17 protein-coding genes and 1 pseudogene are annotated in these 19145 nt (G+C 66.2%); 10 read left to right on the forward strand and 8 right to left on the reverse strand.

What is annotated here, in order from left to right; translation table 11 throughout:
- Positions 1–168: 168 nt before the first annotated feature.
- Both JWN03_RS28035 and JWN03_RS28040 read right to left on the reverse strand, forming a co-directional pair.
- Positions 169–819: a response regulator gene (locus tag JWN03_RS28035; RefSeq protein WP_297621338.1), complete on the reverse strand. Its 651-nt coding sequence runs from the start codon at positions 817–819 to the stop codon at positions 169–171.
- On the reverse strand, positions 816–1982 hold the full coding sequence (locus tag JWN03_RS28040) for a sensor histidine kinase (protein ID WP_297621340.1): 1167 nt from the start codon (positions 1980–1982) through the stop codon (positions 816–818). The genes JWN03_RS28035 and JWN03_RS28040 overlap by 4 nt, the downstream gene beginning before the upstream one ends.
- A 202-nt stretch (positions 1983–2184) precedes the next feature.
- On the opposite strand from JWN03_RS28040, the gene JWN03_RS28045 reads away from it, so the two are divergent.
- Positions 2185–3717, forward strand: coding sequence for a multicopper oxidase family protein (locus JWN03_RS28045; RefSeq protein WP_297621342.1), 1533 nt, complete (start codon positions 2185–2187; stop codon positions 3715–3717).
- A 73-nt stretch (positions 3718–3790) separates the two neighbouring features.
- Here JWN03_RS28045 and JWN03_RS28050 read toward each other — a convergent pair whose 3' ends face one another.
- The gene (locus tag JWN03_RS28050; protein ID WP_297621344.1) at positions 3791–4960 is read right to left on the reverse strand and encodes an FAD-dependent oxidoreductase; all 1170 of its coding nucleotides are present in this window, start codon (positions 4958–4960) and stop codon (positions 3791–3793) included.
- Between the two features lie 271 nt (positions 4961–5231).
- On the opposite strand from JWN03_RS28050, the gene JWN03_RS28055 reads away from it, so the two are divergent.
- The 3 genes from JWN03_RS28055 (at position 5232) to JWN03_RS28065 (ending at position 7057) form a co-directional block, all read left to right on the forward strand.
- Positions 5232–5975 (forward strand): acyltransferase, encoded by a 744-nt coding sequence (locus JWN03_RS28055; RefSeq protein ID WP_297621346.1) that lies wholly within the window; start codon positions 5232–5234, stop codon positions 5973–5975.
- Between the two features lie 87 nt (positions 5976–6062).
- Positions 6063–6596, forward strand: coding sequence for a DUF1697 domain-containing protein (locus JWN03_RS28060; RefSeq protein ID WP_297621348.1), 534 nt, complete (start codon positions 6063–6065; stop codon positions 6594–6596).
- Positions 6597–6622: 26 nt separating this feature from the next.
- Positions 6623–7057 (forward strand): cupin, encoded by a 435-nt coding sequence (locus tag JWN03_RS28065; protein WP_297621350.1) that lies wholly within the window; start codon positions 6623–6625, stop codon positions 7055–7057.
- 120 nt (positions 7058–7177) lie between these two features.
- On the opposite strand, the gene JWN03_RS28070 is transcribed toward JWN03_RS28065, so the two are convergent.
- Positions 7178–8161, reverse strand: a complete 984-nt coding sequence (locus JWN03_RS28070) for a LacI family DNA-binding transcriptional regulator (RefSeq protein ID WP_297621352.1) — start codon at positions 8159–8161, stop codon at positions 7178–7180.
- A 173-nt stretch (positions 8162–8334) separates the two neighbouring features.
- Between JWN03_RS28070 and JWN03_RS28075 the strand changes: the two genes are divergently transcribed.
- From JWN03_RS28075 to JWN03_RS28095, 5 genes are read left to right on the forward strand one after another with little or no spacing between them, the layout of a single operon-like run.
- Entirely contained in the window at positions 8335–9624 is a 1290-nt protein-coding gene (locus JWN03_RS28075; RefSeq protein WP_297621354.1) for an amidohydrolase family protein, read from the forward strand.
- Positions 9625–9655: 31 nt separating this feature from the next.
- Complete coding sequence (locus tag JWN03_RS28080) at positions 9656–11236, forward strand: FAD-binding oxidoreductase (protein WP_297621356.1); 1581 nt, start codon at positions 9656–9658, stop codon at positions 11234–11236.
- Entirely contained in the window at positions 11233–12402 is a 1170-nt protein-coding gene (locus JWN03_RS28085; protein ID WP_297621359.1) for an ABC transporter substrate-binding protein, read from the forward strand. The genes JWN03_RS28080 and JWN03_RS28085 overlap by 4 nt, the downstream gene beginning before the upstream one ends.
- Before the next feature lie 10 nt (positions 12403–12412).
- A complete protein-coding gene (locus JWN03_RS28090) occupies positions 12413–13180 on the forward strand; it encodes an ABC transporter ATP-binding protein (protein ID WP_441343068.1) in 768 nt (255 codons plus the stop codon).
- Positions 13177–13956, forward strand: coding sequence for an ABC transporter permease (locus JWN03_RS28095; protein ID WP_297621361.1), 780 nt, complete (start codon positions 13177–13179; stop codon positions 13954–13956). Before JWN03_RS28090 ends, JWN03_RS28095 begins: the two co-directional genes overlap by 4 nt.
- A 33-nt stretch (positions 13957–13989) precedes the next feature.
- Here JWN03_RS28095 and JWN03_RS28100 read toward each other — a convergent pair whose 3' ends face one another.
- From JWN03_RS28100 to JWN03_RS28115, 4 genes are all read right to left on the reverse strand, one after another.
- Entirely contained in the window at positions 13990–15144 is a 1155-nt protein-coding gene (locus JWN03_RS28100) for a serine hydrolase domain-containing protein (RefSeq protein WP_297621363.1), read from the reverse strand.
- 75 nt (positions 15145–15219) lie between these two features.
- Positions 15220–16482, reverse strand: coding sequence for a glycosyltransferase family 4 protein (locus JWN03_RS28105; RefSeq protein WP_297621365.1), 1263 nt, complete (start codon positions 16480–16482; stop codon positions 15220–15222).
- The gene (locus JWN03_RS28110; RefSeq protein WP_297621367.1) at positions 16479–18041 is read right to left on the reverse strand and encodes a glycoside hydrolase family 57 protein; all 1563 of its coding nucleotides are present in this window, start codon (positions 18039–18041) and stop codon (positions 16479–16481) included. Before JWN03_RS28110 ends, JWN03_RS28105 begins: the two co-directional genes overlap by 4 nt.
- A complete protein-coding gene (locus JWN03_RS28115) occupies positions 18038–18820 on the reverse strand; it encodes a class I SAM-dependent methyltransferase (protein WP_297621369.1) in 783 nt (260 codons plus the stop codon). Before JWN03_RS28115 ends, JWN03_RS28110 begins: the two co-directional genes overlap by 4 nt.
- 192 nt (positions 18821–19012) lie before the next feature.
- On the opposite strand from JWN03_RS28115, the pseudogene JWN03_RS28120 reads away from it, so the two are divergent.
- Positions 19013–19145: pseudogene (locus tag JWN03_RS28120) on the forward strand (electron transfer flavoprotein subunit beta); the annotation flags it as partial.

The raw sequence follows: 19145 nt of genomic DNA on the forward strand, positions 1-19145 counted from the left end.
TGATGCAGCTAAGTGGTGGGGCTGACGCAGCCGGAGCACAGCCTACTTTCGACGCCTGCGGCCGGGACCGATACCCCGTGCGGAGCACCGATTCGCGCGTCCCGGCGGGCGGGCGTCCAGGGTGCGGAGCGCGTCTGCGGGCATAACGAGGCGGGGTTTCGGGATGCGCTATCGCGGTGGGGTCCGGGCGGTTCGATGCGCGTACACGGCGAGCCGCACCCGGTTGTCGCAACCGGTCTTCTCCATGAGATTGCCGATATGGGTTTTGACGGTGGTGACGCCCAGATGCAGAGCGTCGGCGATCTCCTGATTGCTGAACCCGTCGCCGACCAGCACCAGCACCTCCTGCTCGCGCGGCGTCAGATCCGCTTGCACGGGAACGGGTTCCGCCGCCTCCCGGGTGGTGACGACCCGATCGACCAAGCGCCGCAGCAGCGGTGGGGAGAACAGCATGTCGCCCTCGGCGGTGCGCCGGATGGCGGTCAGCAGATCGGCGGGTTCGGTGTCCTTGACGAGGTATCCGGTCGCGCCCGCCGCCAGCGCGGGGAACAGATGATCGTCGTCATCGAAGGTGGTGAGCACCAGAATGTTCGCGCGGGAACCGGCGCGCACAATGGCCTCCGTCGCGGCGACTCCGTCCAAACCGGGCATGCGCAGATCCATCAGAATCAGCGTGGGCGCGAGTTCGGCCGCGAGGCGAATGGCCTCGACCCCATTGGCGGCCTCGCCGACCACGCTCAGATCATCGGTGGATTCGATGAGCATGCGCAGTCCGGCGCGCACCAGCCGCTGATCGTCGACCAGCAATACGGTGATCATTCGCGGTTCTCCCCGTTCGGCAGCCAGGCATCGACAATCCACTCCGAGCCGGTGGCGCCGGCGGTGACTCGGCCGCCCGCGAGTTCCACCCGTTCGCGCATGCCGATAATGCCGTGCCCGGTCGGCGGATTCGCGGCTCGGTCGGCTGCGGCACTGCGCACCCGCACCGCTATACCGCCGTCCTCGCCGTCGATGGTGAGCAGGACGGGCACACCGGGCTGTGCGTGCTTCATGACATTGGTCAGCGATTCCTGCACCAGCCGCAGCAGCGTGAGCCGCCCGATGGCATCCAATCCGTCCACCCCGGTACGGATTTCGGCGGTGACTTCGAACCCGGCCGCCTTCACCCGCTCGACCGCCGCCTCGATCTCGGTGCGCGCCGCGTCCGAATCCACCAGTGCGACTTCACCGAGCGCCGGATCCCGCAGCGCGGTCAGCAGCCGCCGAATATCGGTGAGCGCGTCCGAGGCGGTGCCGTGCACATCGTCCAGCACCGCGCGCACCCGTGGATCGGCCTCGGCCACCACATGCCGTGCGACGCCGATGCGCAGCACGATCGAGGCCATATGGTGCGCGACGAGATCGTGCAATTCCCGTGCCAGCGCGCCGCGTTCGACCAATCGCGTGCGCTGTTCGGCTTCGGCGCGCCGGTTTTCGGCATCGGCGGCGCGCAGGGCCAGATTGGCCGCCAACTGGCGTTGCCCGCGCAGATACAGCCCGAGCAGCAGCGGCAGCCCGACATAGGTGCTCACCTCGAGAATCAGCGACGCCCGTGACAGCGTGGGATCGTGCTGACTCCAGCGCCCGAACGCCACCGCGGCGGCCCAGCACACGGTGGCGAGCACTACGGCCGCGGTGCGATGTGTGCGGCGCACGACATCCACCAGTGCGATCGCCCCGAGGAACGGCACCAGCCCCGACAGTCCCCACGCGGGAATCCGGAACATGGGGATCGCCAGCGCCGACATCGCGATCGAGGTTGTCAGCGGCCACCTGGCTCCGAGCGCGAACACCAGGCTCGCGGCCATGGCCAATACCCAGTAAACCCACGGCACCCGGTACTCCCCGGGAAAGGTGCTCGCCGCCAGCAGCAGTGGGACCAGAACCAGCGGCAGGCAGCGCACCACCGTCTCCAAGTGCTGCCGCGTCCGGATCTCGTTCACGCCCCCACGGTAGGGGACGAGGACTGCGGCACGGTCCGGGGGAGGGCTGGGCGCGCCGGTAAAACCGCTGGTTAGCACGTTTCGATCGGCTCCGCCTCCTCCGCTGGGAGGAGCGGACCGGACCGGTCTCGGACCTTTCGGAGGAGCGAAAGCAACCGGTCGGCAAACGAAGCTGGAGGGGTATCGATCGAAGGAGTGCGCTGTGGTCTCGAGACGAGGCTTTCTCACCGGATTCGCCGTGGCATCGGTGGCTCTCACCGCTGGTTGCACCCGGTCCGGGTCCTCGAGCCCCGCGGTCGCCGGTTCGCGACCGTTGCCGATCCCGCCGCCGGCCCCGTCCACGGTGGGCTCCGACGGTATTCGCCGCTTCAGCCTGCGGGCGCAGGCGGGCAATACCGAGATCCTCGCCGGAAAGTCCACGCCCACCTGGGGATTCAACGGCTCCATCCTCGGCCCGACGCTGCGCGCGAAGCGCGGTGAGACGGTGGCCTTCACCGTGCACAATGCGCTGCCGGAGGCGACGACCGTGCACTGGCACGGCATGCACGTCCCCGCCAGCTGCGACGGCGGCCCGCATCAGACCATCCAGCCCGGCGGCACCTGGCAGCCCAGCTGGACCGTGGATCAGCCGGCCGCGACGCTCTGGTACCACCCGCATCCGCATGGAGCCACCGAGAAGCACGTCTATCGCGGACTCGCGGGCATATTCCTCATAGACGACGAGTCGTCGGCTCTGGATCTGCCCAAAGAATATGGCGTGGACGATATTCCGCTCATCATCCAGGACCGCCGCCTCACTCCCGAAGGCGCACTGGACGAATCCGATCCGTCCGATATCGGCCTGCTCGGCAAGACCATCCTCACCAATGGCATTGCCGGAGCGCATCTTCCCGTCCGCACCGAGCGGGTGCGCCTGCGCATTCTCAATGGTTCCTCCGGCCGCATCTACCGCCTGGCGTTCTCCGACAACCGCGAATTCCAAATTGTCGCCAGCGACGGCGGCCTGCTCACCGCGCCGGTTCCCTTGCACGCCATCCAGATCAGCCCCGGTGAGCGTGTCGAAATCGTCGTGAGCCTGCGCGGGGGAGAACCCGTCACCCTGCGTTCCCTGCCGATCGAACAGCGCGCCGGCATCAGCAAGGCCACCGCCTTCGGCTTCGACGACACCTTCGACATCCTGAGTCTGGAGCCGGATCAGAAGCTGAAACCCGCTGCACCCCTACCCGCTTCGCTGGTCGCCCTCCCCGCCCTGGTCGCCCCCGGCACTCCCGCGACCCGCACCTTCGACCTGCGCTGGCACATGATCAACAACCAGCGCATGGATATGAACCGCATCGACATGACCATCCCCGTGGACACCACCGAGGTCTGGTCGGTCCGCAATAGTGACAACTGGCCGCACAACTTCCACGTCCACGACGTCCAATTCCAGGTCATCTCCATCGACGGCCAGGCCCCGCCCCCGGAACTCGCCGGCTGGAAGGACACCGTCTACACCACCCCCGGCCCCACCTACCTGCTCGCCATGCGCTTCGCCGGCCACAGCGACCCGACTTATCCGTACATGTATCACTGCCACCTGCTGTTGCACGAAGACCAGGGCATGATGGGCCAATTCCTCGTCCTGGCCCCGGGCCAGCAGCCCGCACCGATGCAGATGGATATGCCGGGCATGGGTGAGACGAACATGCCGGGCATGGAGATGCCCGGCATGGATGGTCACGGCGCGCACTGACCTTCCGTCATCCCGGCACGTATTTGGCCGGGATCCACACAGGCCGTGCTCCAGCGGTTTCCGTGGATTCGAATCAGGCGTTCGATGCCAGTACGGCGGTGCCGGCCAGGGATGCGGTAATCGCCTCGGCCGCGTACGCCCGCATCTGGGCCTCGTAGGAGGCCACAGCGGCAATCAGATCGCCCTGCGCCGCGGCCAGCGCATCGGTGAGTGTCGCGGCGTCCCGCAGCGCGGTGTTCGCCCCGAGCCCGGCCGCCGGACTCATCACATGAATGGCATCGCCGAGCAGTGTCACGCGACCGGCCGGCCGGAGTTCCGGCGCGGCCGCGGTGCGAACGGTCATGGCGGCCACGGTGTTTCGGTCGGTGTTGGCGAAGATTTCGCGCAGCGCGGGATGCCAGTCGCGGGTCGCCTGTTCGATGACGGCGAGCGCATCCTGATCCGGATCGCCGTCGGCGTCGAGTCCCAATCGAGTACGCGGCCCGAAAACGGCCCAGTACAGGTAGTCGGGGACCGGCGTCAGCCCGTTCTCGGGCGTGAAAAGGGATTGCCGGAAGGTCATCGAGTCGAGCACGGCCACAAAGCCGTCGGCGAAGACGACCGAGGTTCCGGTCAGCAGGTCGACGGGGATGGTGTCGCCCAGCGCACCCGTGAGGATCGTCGTGCCGTAGAGGCAGACCGCACCGGTGTCGGCCGGTTCGGCGTGCGGCAGCCGCTGGCGGCGGATGACCGAATTGACCCCGTCCGCGGCGACCACCACATCCGCGACCGTGGTGCTGCCGTCCTCGAAGTGCACGGTCACGCCGTCATCGGTCTCGGTGACATGGCTCAGGGCCTTGCCGAAGTGCACACGGTCGGCAATCCCGTGCAGCAGTACCTCACGCAGCGTCAGCCGATTCGCGCTCAGATCACCCGGCGCCTCCTCGGCCTGCGCGTCCTCCAATTCCGAAGGCCGCCAGGTCTCGACCGCGCGCCCAGCGATCTCGTTCATCTCCTGGTCGATGAACTGCCCGCCGGTCGTCGCGACCGCGCAGGTTGCCCGGAACAATTCGTACTGATCCGCGGGCAGGCACTGTTCGAGACTGCGTTGTCCGGTCTCGTCGATCCGAATGCGATAGCCCTGCGTCCGGCTACTCGGGCTCGGATCCTTCTCGTAGATATCGAACGCGATCCCGTGCTTACGCAGCCCCTGACCCACGCAGAGTCCACCCAGCCCCGCACCGATGATGGCAATTCGCAACATAACCAAGGCCTCAATCTCCCAATAGGGCTCTACAGCTACACGAACCGTGCAACCTCACCCTCCCGAACCCCGCTTGCACCCGCCTTGCACGCCGCTGGCGTATGCGGCGGATGATTTGATGGGCTGTGTGGCACGGCCCGGCGGAGCCCGCTCGGCGTGAGTTGTAATCCCCGCGTCAGCAGGCGTATGAGGGAAGTCATATGGTGGGGAGCTGAGATTGCCCTGCCCGATCGGGGCGGTGGACCGGCCCAGCGGAATACAGGAGTCGTTCGTGACGAGCATGTGGGGCGCGCCGTTGAGTGCGCGTTGGCGCGGGTCGCGTCGCCAGGATCCGGAGCAGGCGCGTTTCCTGACCGTGGCCTCGGCCAAGTGGGTGCTCGCCAATCGGGCCTACACGCCCTGGTACATCGTGCGGTACTACCGGCTGTGGAAGTTCAAGATGGCCAACCCGCACATCGTGCTGCGCGGCATGGTCTTCCTGGGCCGCAATGTCGAGGTGCACTGCACTCCGGACCTGGCCCGCCTGGAGATCGGCCGCTGGGTCCACATCGGTGACGGCAATGCCATTCGCTGCCACGAGGGTTCGCTGCGCATCGGCGACAAGGTGGTCTTCGGCAAGGACAATGTCGTCAACACCTACCTCGATATCGAAATCGGCGAATCCACCCTGGTCGCCGACTGGTGCTACATCTGCGATTTCGACCACGTCACCGACGACATCAACCTGCCCATCAAAGACCAGGGCATCGTGAAGTCCCCCGTCCGCATCGGCCCCGACACCTGGATCGCCGCCAAGGTCACCGTCCTGCGCAGCACCCGCGTAGGCCGCGGCTGCGTCCTGGGCGCCCACGCTGTAGTAAAGGGCGAAGTCCCCGACTACGGCATCGCAGTCGGCGCCCCCGCCCGAGTAGTCAAGAACCGCAAGGACGCCTGGGACGCCGCCGCCGAAGCCCGCGCCGCCCACATGGCCGCCCTCGCCGACATCGAACGCAAAAAGAACGGCGTCACCGCATAGCGCTGTATCCCTGAGCGCAGCGCCGATGACGAATGGCCGGGCTCGGATGCCCGGCCATTGTCGTATCCGCCCGGTACGGTCGGCGGCATGAGTCGCTATGCCGCCTTCCTGCGCGGGATCATGCCCGCCAACCCGAATATGAAGAACGACAAGTTGCGCGGCGTATTCGAGGGGCTGGGGTTCGGGGAGGTGAGTACGTTGCTGTCCAGCGGGAATCTGGTGTTTTCCAGCGATGAGACCGATATGGCTACGCTGGAGGATCGGATTCAGCAGGCGTTGCAGGCGGAGCTCGGTATCGGTGGCGGGACTTTGATTCGCAGTCGTGAGCAGTTGCAGGCGCTGGTCGATACCGACCCGTTCACGGGGCTGACCCATTGCCGGGAAACGTATCTGACGGTGACGTTCGTCAAGGACCCCGAGGCGGGCCCGCCCGGTGCGAATACGGAGGAGACGGTGCGCGTGCTCGGTTATGACAAGCCCTCGGCGGCCATCCTGTCGGTCATCGACAATACCAATCCGAATACCACGAATTTCATGCAGTGGCTGGAGAAGAAGTACGGGAAGGACATCACCACCCGCACTTTCCTGACCGTGCAGAAGACCTTGAAGAAGCTCGGGTAGCACCGGGCCCGGATTACGCTGTGGCGGTGAATATCGGTCTCCGCAGTGCCTTTGCCGGTCTGGCCGCGCTCGCCCTGATCGGTTCGATCGCGGGCATCGCGCAGGCCACCCCGCCCGACGGCGTCACCGGGGTGATTCTGACGCGCACCACCGTCGGCGGCACCGATTACATTCTGCGCGAAATCACCATCGCCCCAGGCGGTTCCACCGGCTGGCACTACCATGACGGCACCCTGTACGCGGTGCTGCGGCAGGGGCAGATGAGCCACTTCGACGCGACCTGCGAATCGGATATGACCGGCGGCCCGGGAACCACCTTCGTCGAGCGGGCAGGCACGGGCAATATCCACATCGAACGCAACCTGGGCGCCGAGCCGCAGATTCTCGATGTGCTCTATGTGCTGCCCACCGGTAGCCCGCTCTCCGAAGACGCACCGAACCCGGGCTGTCCGTTCAACTGACGGTGCCGCCTCGCCCGGCCGCCGCTGGATCCTCGGTGGTTGATGGTTCAGGACTCGGCGGACAGCACCTCCACGGTGCAGGTCGGCGAAACACGTCCGGCGGACATGGTCGGTGCCTGCTCAGTCGCGGACAATGAGGTCTGCGGTGAAAACCTCTGAGGGCGGTCGGATTCCGGTGCGGATCTGGGTGATGAGCAGGCGGGTGGCGGCGACGGCCTGGTCTTCGCGTTTGGTGTTCACGGCGGTGAGCGGGGGGTGGCTCAGCCGGGCGATCATGCCGTCGGCGGTTATCAATGCGATGTTGCGGCCTGTTGCGGTGAGTACTGTCGAGACGCCGCGGGCGATCGAATCGAGTGGGGCATAGACACAGTCGGTGTCGGGGAAGCGTTGCAGGAGATCGGTGGCGGCCTGGTGTCCGGCTGCGACGCGCGCGTCACCTGCGTCGGCGATTCCGACTCGTGGCGGAATGCCCTGGCGTGCACACCAATCCAGGAATGCGCGGTGCGTCCCGGCGGCGGTCTGGCGCCGGCTGGAGTCGACGATGAGCGCGGGGCGGGTGTATCCGCGTGCCAGGAAATGACTCATTGCGCACTCCACGGCGCTGCCACGATCCAGTGAAACCGTTGCCACGTCCTGTCTTTCGGTATCCCCACTGATCAGCACCACGGGTAGCCCGCGGTCGATGAGCGCGGTGACCAGTCCGTCGTCGGGATCGGGATCGACGAGCAGGACGCCGTCCACGGTGAGGTTCTGCACCCAATTCTGTTGATCCGAAGGCGGAACGAGGGTTAGGGCATACCCCTGTACAAGGCTTTCGGCGGCCGCGGCGACGGCGGTGCGCATGTACCAGTCGAGCCGGCTGTCGCGATCGGCGCTCTCATCGGACATGAGCGAGGCGACAATGGCGAGGGTATTGCCCGCGCCGGTGCGCAGCGCGCGGGCCCGGGGATCGGCCTGATAGCCGAGGTCGGCGGCGATCTGCTGAATGCGTTCCCGGGTGCGGCTGTCGATGCGGCCCTTGCCGTTCAGGGCATGCGAGACGGTGGCGACCGATACTCCGGCGGCTCCCGCGACATCGCGAATGGTGGGTCGGGAACCGGCCACCCTGTCTCCTCACCTCAATGCGCTGATCAACTCGCTGCTCGATGCTACACGCTCTGCCAAAACGTTTTTGCAACACGGTCGTAAAGCGTGTTCACGCCGGCGAAATCTGCGGCGCGCAAGCTGTTTCGCACGGGTGCTGAAACGTTTTGGCATCCAGGGATCGGAGGCAGCAGATGACCCATCGCACGGTGTTCACCGACGCCGTCGTCTTTCCGGTGCACGACGAAAGCCTGGATCCCTACCGCGGCTACTTCGTGGCCGACGAGGCGGGCATCCTCATCGAGACCGGCGCGGGCGATTACCAGCCGCGGTCCGAGCACGAGGCCGTCGTCGATCTCGGCGGCGCCCTGGTCTTCCCGGGATTTGTCTCCGCACACAGCCACCTGTGGCAGAGCGTCTTCCGCGGCGTCGCCGACGGCTGCTCGACCATGGGCTGGATCGGCAAGCTGCACAAGCGATTCGGCGCGGCCATGGAATCGGGTGATATGTACGCCTTCACCAGGCATGGCCAGCACGATCTGCTGCGCCACGGAATCACCCTGGTGTGCAACCACACTCACGAGTTCGGCGGTGGTCCCGCCGAGCAGTGGCAGGCGGCCCTCGACGGGCCGCAGCGGACAGTGTATTCGTTCTCGCCGCCGCTGTGGCTTTCGGCCGACGAACGCCTCAGCGAGCTGGACAAATTCATGCATCTCATCGCCGAGGATCGGCACCGTGTGCCCGCGATCTCGGTGAACACCACCGCCCTGCACAGCGTCGCGCAGATGCGCCGCGAGAGCGAAATCCTGCGCGAGCTCGGTCTCGGCCTGCACGCGCACTATCTCGAAGACCCGGCAGTGGCTGCCGAACAACAGCATTCGTTCGAGGACCTGGTGACCGCCGATCGCCTCGGCCCCGACACCGTCTTCGCCCACTTCATCCACACCACCCCGCATATTCGTGATACCGCCGCCCGCGCCGGCGCCGCCATGGTCTGGAATCCGCTCTCCAACGGCCGGCTCGGCTCCGGGATCGCCGATATCCCGGGCTATCGCGCCGCCGGTCTGCGGATCGGCATGGGCGTCGACGGTCAGGCCAGCGCCGATACCGCGGATCCCTTCCAGAACATGCGCACCGGCCTCTACCTGCTGCGCGCCGCGGCACAGGACCCGGCCGTGCTCGATGCCCGCACGGTGCTGCGCATGCACACCCTCGACAGCGCCGCCGTGCTCGGCGTTGATGATCTCGCAGGCAGTCTCGAAGTCGGCAAGGCCGCCGATTTTGTGGTCTGCGATCCGCCGGCGCCCTACACCCACCTGCCGGCCGCCGAACTGTGGCCGTTCGCGGTGCTCACACTGTCGGCCGCCGACATCACCGATGTGTACGTCGGCGGTCAGCGCGTCAGCGGCGGCACCGCCGATCGCGACCGGGTCCTCGAAAAAGACTGCGGTGCACGGGTTTCCCGTCTGTACAGCGCCGTCTGAACCATTCCCGCCAGGAAGAAGGAGAACAACCATGTCCGCATCCGTCGACTTCTCACCGATCGAGAGTCTTGTCGCCGATCTGGGTGAGATCGAGCATTCGGTGGACGAGCGCATACTGCGCGCCAAGAGCCGTGACCGCTTCGCACAGAGCCCGTTGCTGCGCGAGGTCCTGCGCGGGCTGCTCGCCGACATCTACATCGCTCCCATATCCAAGGACGAACTGCGCACCGTCGTGGCTTCCTGTGCGCGCCATCGCATTCCGATCACCATCCGGGGCGGCGGCACCGGCCAGTTCGGCCAGGGCGTTCCGCTGACCGGCGGCGCGGTCATCGATGTCACCGGCATCGTGGGCGTCGTCGGCCAGAAGTTCGGCACGGTCCGGGCCCTGTGCGGCACGATCATCACCGATATCGACGCCGAGATCCGCCCCACCGGGTGGGAATTGCGCATGCATCCCTCCACCACCCGCAAGGCCACCATCGGCGGCTATGTCGCGGGCGGCCACGCCGGAATCGGCAGCTGCCAGTGGGGGATTCTGCGCGATCGCGGCAATATCACCGGCATCGAGGTCATGACGGTGGAGGAGGAGCCGCAGCTGATCGAGCTGATCGGCGACGACGTCAATATCGCGCATCACGCGTACGGCGCCACCGGCATCATCACCGAGGTGGAATTGCCGACCGCGCCGGCCTGGAAATGGCAGGAGCTGATCATTTCCTTCCCCGAATTCGCCCAGGCCGTCCGCTTCTCCATCGACGTCTGCAAGAGCGAGGGCGTGCTGAAGAAAGTGGTTTCGCCGCAACAACATCCGCTGCCCACGCTCTACCCCGACCTGGCGAGGTTCGTCCCGGAGGGGCATTCGATGGTGCTCATGATGGCCGCCGAGCAGAGCATGCCCAATGTGGCGGATCTGGTGGCCGACAATGGCGGCGAGCTCCGCAACCGATCCGATGAGGAGGCAGGCCCGTACCGGCTCCCGCTCTACGAATACACGTGGGGCCATTCGATGATGCACTTCCAGCGCAAGAACCGCAGCCTCATCGGCCTGCTGGCGCTGTACCCGCAGGACGGTCTCTACGAGTCGATCATGAAGGTCTGTGAGGAGTTCGCCGATCTGGGCCCGACCCATGTGGAGATGAAGCGGTTCGACGGCGGACTGTCCGCGCAGGGATCTCCGGTGTGGGACTTCCAGAGCCAGGAGCATCTGGCAGAGGTCACCCGCCGCCTGCAAGAGGCCGGGCTGGTGATCGCGAATACGCACACGCCGACACTGCTCGCCAGCGGAATGAAGCCGTGGGCGCAGGCCGAGGCCGAATTCAAACGCCGCGTCGACCCGTATCGACTTCTCGCACAGGGCAAATCCGATGATGAGGTGGAAGACGAGGTCACGCTCTCCACCCAGCTTCCCAACAGCGGCTGGTCCTACAGCCTCACCGATTCCGCCGCGCCCGCCCAGACGGCGGCGTCCGCTGAGACTGCTGCGAGCGCCGAGACTGAACAGACTGCCCCAACCGCACAGACTGCCCCAACCGCACAGACTGCTGCAGCTGCAGAGGTTGCCGCGACCGCCGAGATTGCCGCGCTCGCACAGACTGTGGAGCAGGTCCGATGACCGCGTGGTGGAGCCGGGCAGGCGCCGCCGCCCTGGCCCTGGCTGCGGTCGGCTCACTGGCCGCGTGTTCCTCTTCTTCCGACAGCACCGCGGCTTCCGGATTCAGTGGGCCCATCGGCTCGGTGAACCTGAAGGACGTCTGCCCGGCCAAGATCGTCGTGCAGAGCGGCTGGAATCCGGAGTCGGAGTTCGGCTTTCTCTACAATCTGGTCAGCGCGCACCCGAAGATCGACGCCGGGAGCAAATCGGTCAGCGGTCCGCTCTTCTCGCACGGTGAGTACACCGGCGTGGATATCGAAATCCGCGCGGGCGGACCGGCAATCGGCTTCCAGCCGGTCATGTCCCGCATGTATCAGGACCACGACATCATGCTCGGCTCGGTCGACACCGAACAGGCGGTGTCCACCTCGTCCTCCGCGCCGGTCACCAGCGTCTTCGCGCCCATGGTCAAGAGCCCGCAGATGATCATGTGGGATCCTGCCACCTACCCGCAGGTCAAAACCATCGCCGATCTCAAGGCCGCCAAGGCGAAGGTGCTGTACTTCCAGGGCGAGGCGTACATGGACTATCTGACCGGCTCCGGCATTCTCGACAAGGGCCAGGTCGATTCCAGCTACGACGGCACACCCTCGTATTTTGTTGCGGCAGGCGGGAAAGCGGCACAGCAGGGCTTCTCCAGCACCGAGCCGTACGTGTACGAGCACCAGGTGCAGGCGTGGAACAAGCCGGTGGCCTACCAACTCGTGGCCGACGCGGGCTTCCCCACCTACAAGTCGACCGTTGCTGTGCGCACCGGTGATCTGGCGAGCGAATCGGCCTGCCTGAAGAAGCTCGTCCCGGTCCTGCAGCGCAGCCAGGTCGACTTCCTCGGCTCGCCGGACGCCGCGAACAAGGTCATCGTCGACGCGGTCTCGGCCTACAACACGGGCTGGGCCTACGACGAGGACAATGCCGAGTTCGCGGTGAAGTCCATGTTGGCCGACGGCATCGTGGGCAATGGAACAGGCTCTGCGATAGGCGATTTCGACCAAGCCCGCGTCGCCGAGATCCTCGACATCACCAAGCCGATCTTCGCCTCGGGCGGCGTCTCCATGGCGGGCACGCTCACCCCCGCCCTGCTCGCCACCAATGAATTCATCGATCCCACAATCGGATTGACCAAGTGAGGTCCAGGCCATGACCACTATGCAGCGTGTCCGGGCCGATCTCGGACCGGAACTCGTCGGGTTCGATCAGGCGGCGGTGGTGTTCGGAAACGGCACCCCCGCACTCGAACAGGTCGATTTGACCGTCCGCGCAGGCGAATTCGTCAGTATCGTCGGCCCGTCCGGCTGCGGAAAATCCACGCTGCTGCGGGTAGCGGCCGGACTGCAATCCCTCACCGCCGGTCACGCGCGGATCGAGGCCCGCCGCATCGGATTCGTCTTCCAGGACGCCACCCTGCTGCCCTGGCGGACGGTCCGCCAGAATGTCGCACTGCCCGGCGAACTCGACAAGCTCGACCGCGCCGACCGTAATAGCCGAGCGGACCGCGCCATCGACAGCGTGAGCCTCACCGGATTCGCGGATCACCTGCCGCACATGCTTTCCGGCGGCATGCGCATGCGAGTCTCTGTGGCCCGCGCCCTCACCTCGGACCCCGAACTGTTCCTCTTCGACGAACCGTTCGGCGCATTGGACGAGATCACCCGCGAACACCTCAATGACGAGACCGCAAAGCTGTTCGCGGACAGGCGATTCGCCGGGCTGTTCGTCACCCACTCGGTCGCCGAAGCGGTCTACCTCTCCACCCGCGTCGTAGTCATGTCCGGCCGACCGGGCCGGGTCCTCGCGGATATCCCCATCCCATTCGATCACCCCCGCGAGCGTGCGCTGCGATTCACCCCCGAATTCAATGAAATAGCCGCGCACATCAGCGATCTGCTCCGAGGAGGACACAGATGAAGCGCCCCTCCCGAGTGCTCGCACCGGTGGCCGTCCTGTCGGCGCTGCTCGGCTGCTGGTACCTCATCACCTACGCGGTCCTGGCCCCGTCCCGCCGCTTTCTCATGCCGCCCCCGCAGCAGGTGCTCACCCAGGGCATCTTCGGAACTCACTCCGATCAGATGTGGGATGCCCTGGGCCGCACCACCGTTGTCGCCCTCACCGGCCTGGCCATCGCCGCGGTCCTCGGCATCGCCTGGGCGACGCTCATGTCCCAGTTCCGCTGGGCCGAAACCGCACTTTTCCCCTACGCGGTTGTCCTGCAGTGCATCCCGATTCTGGCCCTGGTCCCGCTGATCGGCTTCTGGTTCGGCTTCGGCTTCAATGCCCGAGTCCTGGTCTGCGTCCTCATCGCCCTGTTCCCGATCGTCTCCAACACCGTCTTCGGCCTGAAGTCCGTGGACGCCGCCCACCGAGACCTGTTCGCCCTGCACCACACCCGAACCCTCACCCGCCTGCGCAAACTCGACTTCCCCGCCGCCATGCCCGCGATCTTCGCGGGCCTGCGCATCTCCGCCGGTCTCTCGGTCGTAGGCGCCATCGTCGGCGACGTCTTCTTCAAACAAGGCCAACCCGGCATCGGCGTCCTCATCGACACCTACCGCGCCCGCCTGCAATCCCCCCAACTTTTCGCCGCCATCATCATCGCCTCACTTCTGGGCGTAGCAGTCTTCGTCCTCTTCGGCTGGCTCTCGAAACTGGTGGTGGGCAAGTGGTATCAGCCTGCCCGCCGGTGAACCCCAGTGAAAGGTCACTGGAGCCAACCGATCTCACAGCGCCGCGTACACGGCCTCGATGAGCCGGTACGCGCGGCGGTCGCCGGCAAGCCAGTCGCGGCGCAGATTGGGAATGAAGGCGAACGCGACCTGATTCTCCAAATCGCCGAGACCGACCGATCCGCCCGCACCCGGATGGCCGAATACGGTGGCGCGCGCCGACTCCGGGACGATGAAGTTCTGCGACGGCAGCATGTACCCGAGGCCGTAGGCGCTCTCCAACGCGAGCACGGCGTCGGTACCGCGGGCGCGTTCGCGAGTTGCGTCCCGCAGCAGGCTCGGAGGCAGCAATCGGCCCTGCACCAGTGCGCGATAGAACCCGGCCAGCGCACGGGCCGTCGTGACCAGGCCGGTGGCGGGCCAGCCACCTGCCAGTACCGCGGGATTGTTGTAGGAGCCGAACGGGTTTGCGACGGCGCGCAAGACCATCGATTGCGGATCGCGATAGGCCACCGACATTCGGGCGACAGTGGCGGCGTCGATGCCCTCCGGTTCGTCCTGCCATATCTGCTGTTCTGCGGGCGGGAACTCCGAGCGTGCCGCTCGCGCGCAGACGTCCGCATCCGCACCGATATGCAGATTCGGGGAGATCCGCCGGTGCGTGAACTCGCCTACGGTCGAATCGGTATGGCGCCGAACCAATTCACCGACGAGCCAGCCGAAAGTCAGTGCGTGATAACCGTGCTGAGTGCCGGGCGCCCACTCCGGGGCCTGCGCGGCCAGCAGCGCCGCCATTCCCGCCGCATCGGCGGCTGCGGTCGCATCGATCGCCCGATCGAAGGCGGGCACGCCTGCGCGATGAGTCAGCAGATCCGCAGTGGCCGTGGATTCCTTTCCGGCGCAGCCGTATTCGGTCCACCACCGGGCCACCGGATCTTCCATCGCGATGCCGTGTTCCGCGGCGACCATGAGCGCGGCCGTCGCGGTGACAGCCTTTGTGCACGAGAAGGCAATACAGGGCGTATCTCTTTCCCACGCTCTCCCGGTCCGGGAGTCCGCGATGCCGCCCCACAGGTCGACCACAGGTCGGCCCCGCACGTACACCGCGACCGCGCAGCCGACATTCTGCCCGTCCGCGAAGCTCGATTCGAAGACTTCGCGGACCGCCTCAAACGCCGGATCGGTATGGCCCGTGACGTATGCACCCACCCTTGAATTAGAACACGTTCTAATTCAAGGCAAAAGGGTGTGCCCTACGAACCGCTATTGGTTCGGCGTGTTGCTTCAGTACGGCTGGTTCGGATCCCGTTCAGGCAGTGGACGTTCCACAATGACCGGGCGACCCATCGGATTGCGGACGCCGCGCTTGGCGGACTGGTAGACCAGTGCGGTCTCCTGTGCCACCACATCCCAGGCGAAATCGGCGGTGAGGCGTTCGCGGGCGGCCCAGGCGCGATCCTGCGCGGCGGCGGGATCGTCGAGCACGGTGCGGACCGCATCGACGATGCCGTTCACATCGGCGGGCTCGAAGGACGCGCCGGTGACGCCGTCGGTCACCAGGTCGCCGAGACCACCGGCGGTGGAGGTGACCAGGGGAGTACCCGCGGCGGCGGCTTCCAGGGCCACGATGCCGAAGGGCTCGTAGCGGCTGGGCAGCACAATGGCGTCGGCGCTGTGCAGCCAGCCGAGCAGATCCGTATGGTCCAGTCGACCGACAAAATTCACCGCGCGCGCGACACGGTGGGCGCGGGCGCGCTCACGCAGCCAATCGATCTGGGTGCCGATACCGGCAATGGTGAGGGTCGCACCCGGATGCGCCTTGCGGATGCGCGGGAGCGCGGCGATCGCGTCCTGCACACCCTTCTCGTATTCGAGCCGGCCGACATACAGCAGCCGCGGCGGACCCGAGCGGGGCGCGCGTTCGCGGAAGGTCCAGGAGCTCACGTCGATGCCATTGCGAATCACCGTGACCGGCGTCCGCTCCGGCGTGTAGAGCCGCTCGACCTCATCCTTCATGGATGCCGAACAGGTGATGAGCGCATCGGAATCGTGCGCCAGCCACCACTCGACCGAATGCACCTGCTTGTTCACCCGGCCGGAGACCCAGCCGCTGTGCCGTCCGGCCTCGGTGGCGTGAATGGTCGAAACCAGCGGCACGTCGTAGTGCTCGGCCAGGGTGATGCCCGGATGTGCGACCAGCCAGTCGTGCGCATGCACCACATCCGGCGTCCAGCCTTCGCCGATGCCCGGCTTGTTGAGCGCGATACCGGCCCGCACCATGGCATGGCCCATGGCCAGCGTCCAGGCCAGCATGTCCTCGCCGAAATCGAAGCAGGGCGGGTCCTCGGCGACCGCGACCACCAGCACCCCGTCCTCGATGAACGAGTGCGTCGGGTGCGTGGTGGCATCGCTGCCCATGGGGCGCCGGGCCAGCACGACCACTTCGTGTCCGGCGGCGGCCAGCTCCGTGGCCAGGTGATGGACGTGGCGGCCCAGCCCACCGACTACGACGGGTGGGTACTCCCACGACACCATCAAGATCTTCATTGGGGTCCTTCTGAGGCGGGGCCGAGCCGGCGCGCATCGAGCGCTGGGAAGAATCCGTCGGCCGCGTACCATCCTGCCGCCAACTGCTCTGCTTTGGCGAGTTGTCCACCGGCGACCGCGGCCGCGATCTCGCGCACCGCGTGGGCGTGTTCATGGGCTCGGTCACGTGCGTAGCCGGCGGCCGAATCCTTCGACACCATGAACGCCCAGTCGCTGGAGACGGTCAGGATCGCTTCGCGCAGCAGCTGATCGGCGACCCGGTTGCGCAGGCCGCCGACCGCGTATTCGCCACTGCCGGAACCGGTTTCGACGTGCAGCTTGTCCAGGGTGTCCAGCGCCAGCCGGACGATTTCGGCATTGAGCTCGACCAGATCGGAAACCTGATCGCCGGCCCACACCCGCCAATCCTTGCCCGAACCCCAGGACGAGTCGCTGAGCTGCACGGATTCTCCGACATATCCATTGGCGCGGGCATCGGCGAGCGTGCCGACGGTGATGCCCGCTTCGGGCAGCGCGCGCAGCACCTGCTCCAGCCACTGCGGTCCCTCGTGCCACCAGTGCCCGAAGAGTTCGGTGTCGAATGCGGCTACGACCAGGGCCCCCCGGCCGATTCGCGCGGACTCGGAGATGAGCCGTTCGCGCACGGTCGCCACGAAGTCGGCGACATCCTGCCGCACAGCCGTGGCGGCGAGCTCCGGATCGTAAGGAGCCTTGTCCGCACCCTCGACGGTCTTGCCGGTCACCCGCGACGGTTTGAGACCGGTGGCGTGATCGTAGTGATGGAAATCACGGTAGGCGGCATGCCCCGGATACCCGGATTTCGGCGACCACACCCGATAACTGACCTGCAGGTCGCGTCCGAAAGCCACCACATCGGAATCCCACACCGGCCGTCCGAGGGTGGTGTCGCCGCGCAGTGCCGGACCGTCCACCATGAAATGAGTCACACCGGCGACGGCATAACCCTGTTCCATTCCGGGCGTGAAACCGCATTCGGGCGCCCAGATTCCGGTGGGTGTCGTGCCCCAGCGCTGCTGCGCGTCGGCCAGCCCCTCGCGGAGCTGGTAACTGCGCAGCCGTTCGTCCAGCAGCGGCTGGAACGGATGCGCCAGCGGCCCGCCCAGCAATTCGATGGCCTCGGCATCGATGAGCTCGCGCCACACCGGAGACCCGCCGTGCCGCCAGCGGGTTTCGAAATCATTGATGGCCTCGGTGGCCAGCCGATGTTCGTGGCTGCCCAGCGCCACATTCCCCGACATGGACGCCTCGTCGGCCCGCAGCCGCCAATTGCCCAGCCAGTGGTGCATGGCCGAGAGGCTGTGCGGATCATCGAGCTGCGCCGCGAGCACCGGCGTGATGCCCAGGCTCAGCAGGTGCGAACGTCCTTCGGCGGCAAGGGTTCTCAGTACCTTGGCGACGGGAAGGTAAGACGCCGCCCAGGATTGGTACAGCCACTCCTCGCCGACCGGCCAGCGCCCGTGATGCGCCAGCCACGGCAGATGCGAGTGCAGGACCAGCGTGAACTGGCCCGGCACCGCCTGAGATTGCTTGCGACTCACGGTTTCACCGCGATGGCGACCAGATCGAGGCTGGCATCGATATCCGAGGCGGAATCCGCGAGCAGCTCGAAATCGTCGATGCGCACGGCGGCGACATCAGCGGTCAGATCGGCGGGCCACGGCTCGCCCGCGAGCGCACGCTCGATCTGCGCGTCGATGATCGAGCCGCCCCATTTCTCGTCCAGTGCGACCAAGGCCGCGCCGTGGAAGACGCCCGCCATCAGTTCCACCTGGAAACCGGCCTCGACACAGAGTTCGCTGAGTTCGGCGGCATTGAGCTCGCGGGTGTGGAACGGGTTGAGCGGGGTATCGCGGCCGGGGGAGAAGGTGATCCGGTTCGGCGTGCTGATCAGCAGCTTGCCGCCCGGCTTCAGCACCCGCAGGCATTCGCGGACGAACTGCGCCTGATCCCAAAGATGTTCGATGACCTGGAAATTCACCACGACATCGACGGATTCGTCCTCGAGCGGCAGTGCTGCCAGATTGCCCTGGATCATTTCCACGGCCGGGTACTTGGAACGCACATGCGCCACGGCGCTGTCGTCGTAGTCGAGGCCGATCACCCGCGCGGCAACACCGGCGATCATATTGGCGCCGTAGCCTTCTCCGGATCCGGCTTCCAGCACGGTCTTACCGGCGCAGCGTTCCAGCAAACGCACATAGGCGATTTCGTGCCGGCGGAACCAGTAGTTCTCCTCGTCGATTCCGGGCACCGTCCGTTCACCGGTCAAAGGCAGGGGATCGGTGTGGTTTTCGGTGGGTATCACGGCCTCGCTCATTGGATCGACGTTAGCGGTTGCCCATATCACAGCAGCAGCCGGATCGGCCGATGGAGAAGATCACAGCCTAAGTTACCGGTGAGTAACTTAACGTAGGGTAATCTCCATCGCGAGCTACTTGTGGACGTACGGCCAGTCGATCGTGCGACCGCCACACCCGTGCCATTCAGAACAGGAGGTCGACGAAGACCCATGCCTAACATCGTCGTACTGATCAAGCAGGTTCCTGACACCTGGTCCGAGCGCAAGCTGACCGATGGTGACTACACCCTGGACCGCGAGGCCGCCGATGCCATCCTCGACGAGATCAACGAGCGCGCTGTCG

It is taken from the genome of Nocardia sp., from assembly GCF_025465275.1.
Taxonomy (GTDB): Bacteria; Actinomycetota; Actinomycetes; order Mycobacteriales; family Mycobacteriaceae; genus Nocardia.

Bases quoted from the DNA above. Each gene is read 5' to 3' on its own strand.
- JWN03_RS28075 (WP_297621354.1), top strand. From the start codon at position 8,335: ATGACCCATCGCACGGTGTTCACCGACGCCGTCGTCTTTCCGGTGCAC.
- JWN03_RS28050 (WP_297621344.1), bottom strand. From the start codon at position 4,960: ATGTTGCGAATTGCCATCATCGGTGCGGGGCTGGGTGGACTCTGCGTG.
- JWN03_RS28060 (WP_297621348.1), top strand. From the start codon at position 6,063: ATGAGTCGCTATGCCGCCTTCCTGCGCGGGATCATGCCCGCCAACCCG.
- JWN03_RS28115 (WP_297621369.1), bottom strand. From the start codon at position 18,820: ATGAGCGAGGCCGTGATACCCACCGAAAACCACACCGATCCCCTGCCT.
- JWN03_RS28090 (WP_441343068.1), top strand. From the start codon at position 12,413: ATGACCACTATGCAGCGTGTCCGGGCCGATCTCGGACCGGAACTCGTC.
- JWN03_RS28095 (WP_297621361.1), top strand. From the start codon at position 13,177: ATGAAGCGCCCCTCCCGAGTGCTCGCACCGGTGGCCGTCCTGTCGGCG.
- JWN03_RS28035 (WP_297621338.1), bottom strand. From the start codon at position 819: ATGATCACCGTATTGCTGGTCGACGATCAGCGGCTGGTGCGCGCCGGA.
- JWN03_RS28085 (WP_297621359.1), top strand. From the start codon at position 11,233: ATGACCGCGTGGTGGAGCCGGGCAGGCGCCGCCGCCCTGGCCCTGGCT.
- JWN03_RS28080 (WP_297621356.1), top strand. From the start codon at position 9,656: ATGTCCGCATCCGTCGACTTCTCACCGATCGAGAGTCTTGTCGCCGAT.
- JWN03_RS28105 (WP_297621365.1), bottom strand. From the start codon at position 16,482: ATGAAGATCTTGATGGTGTCGTGGGAGTACCCACCCGTCGTAGTCGGT.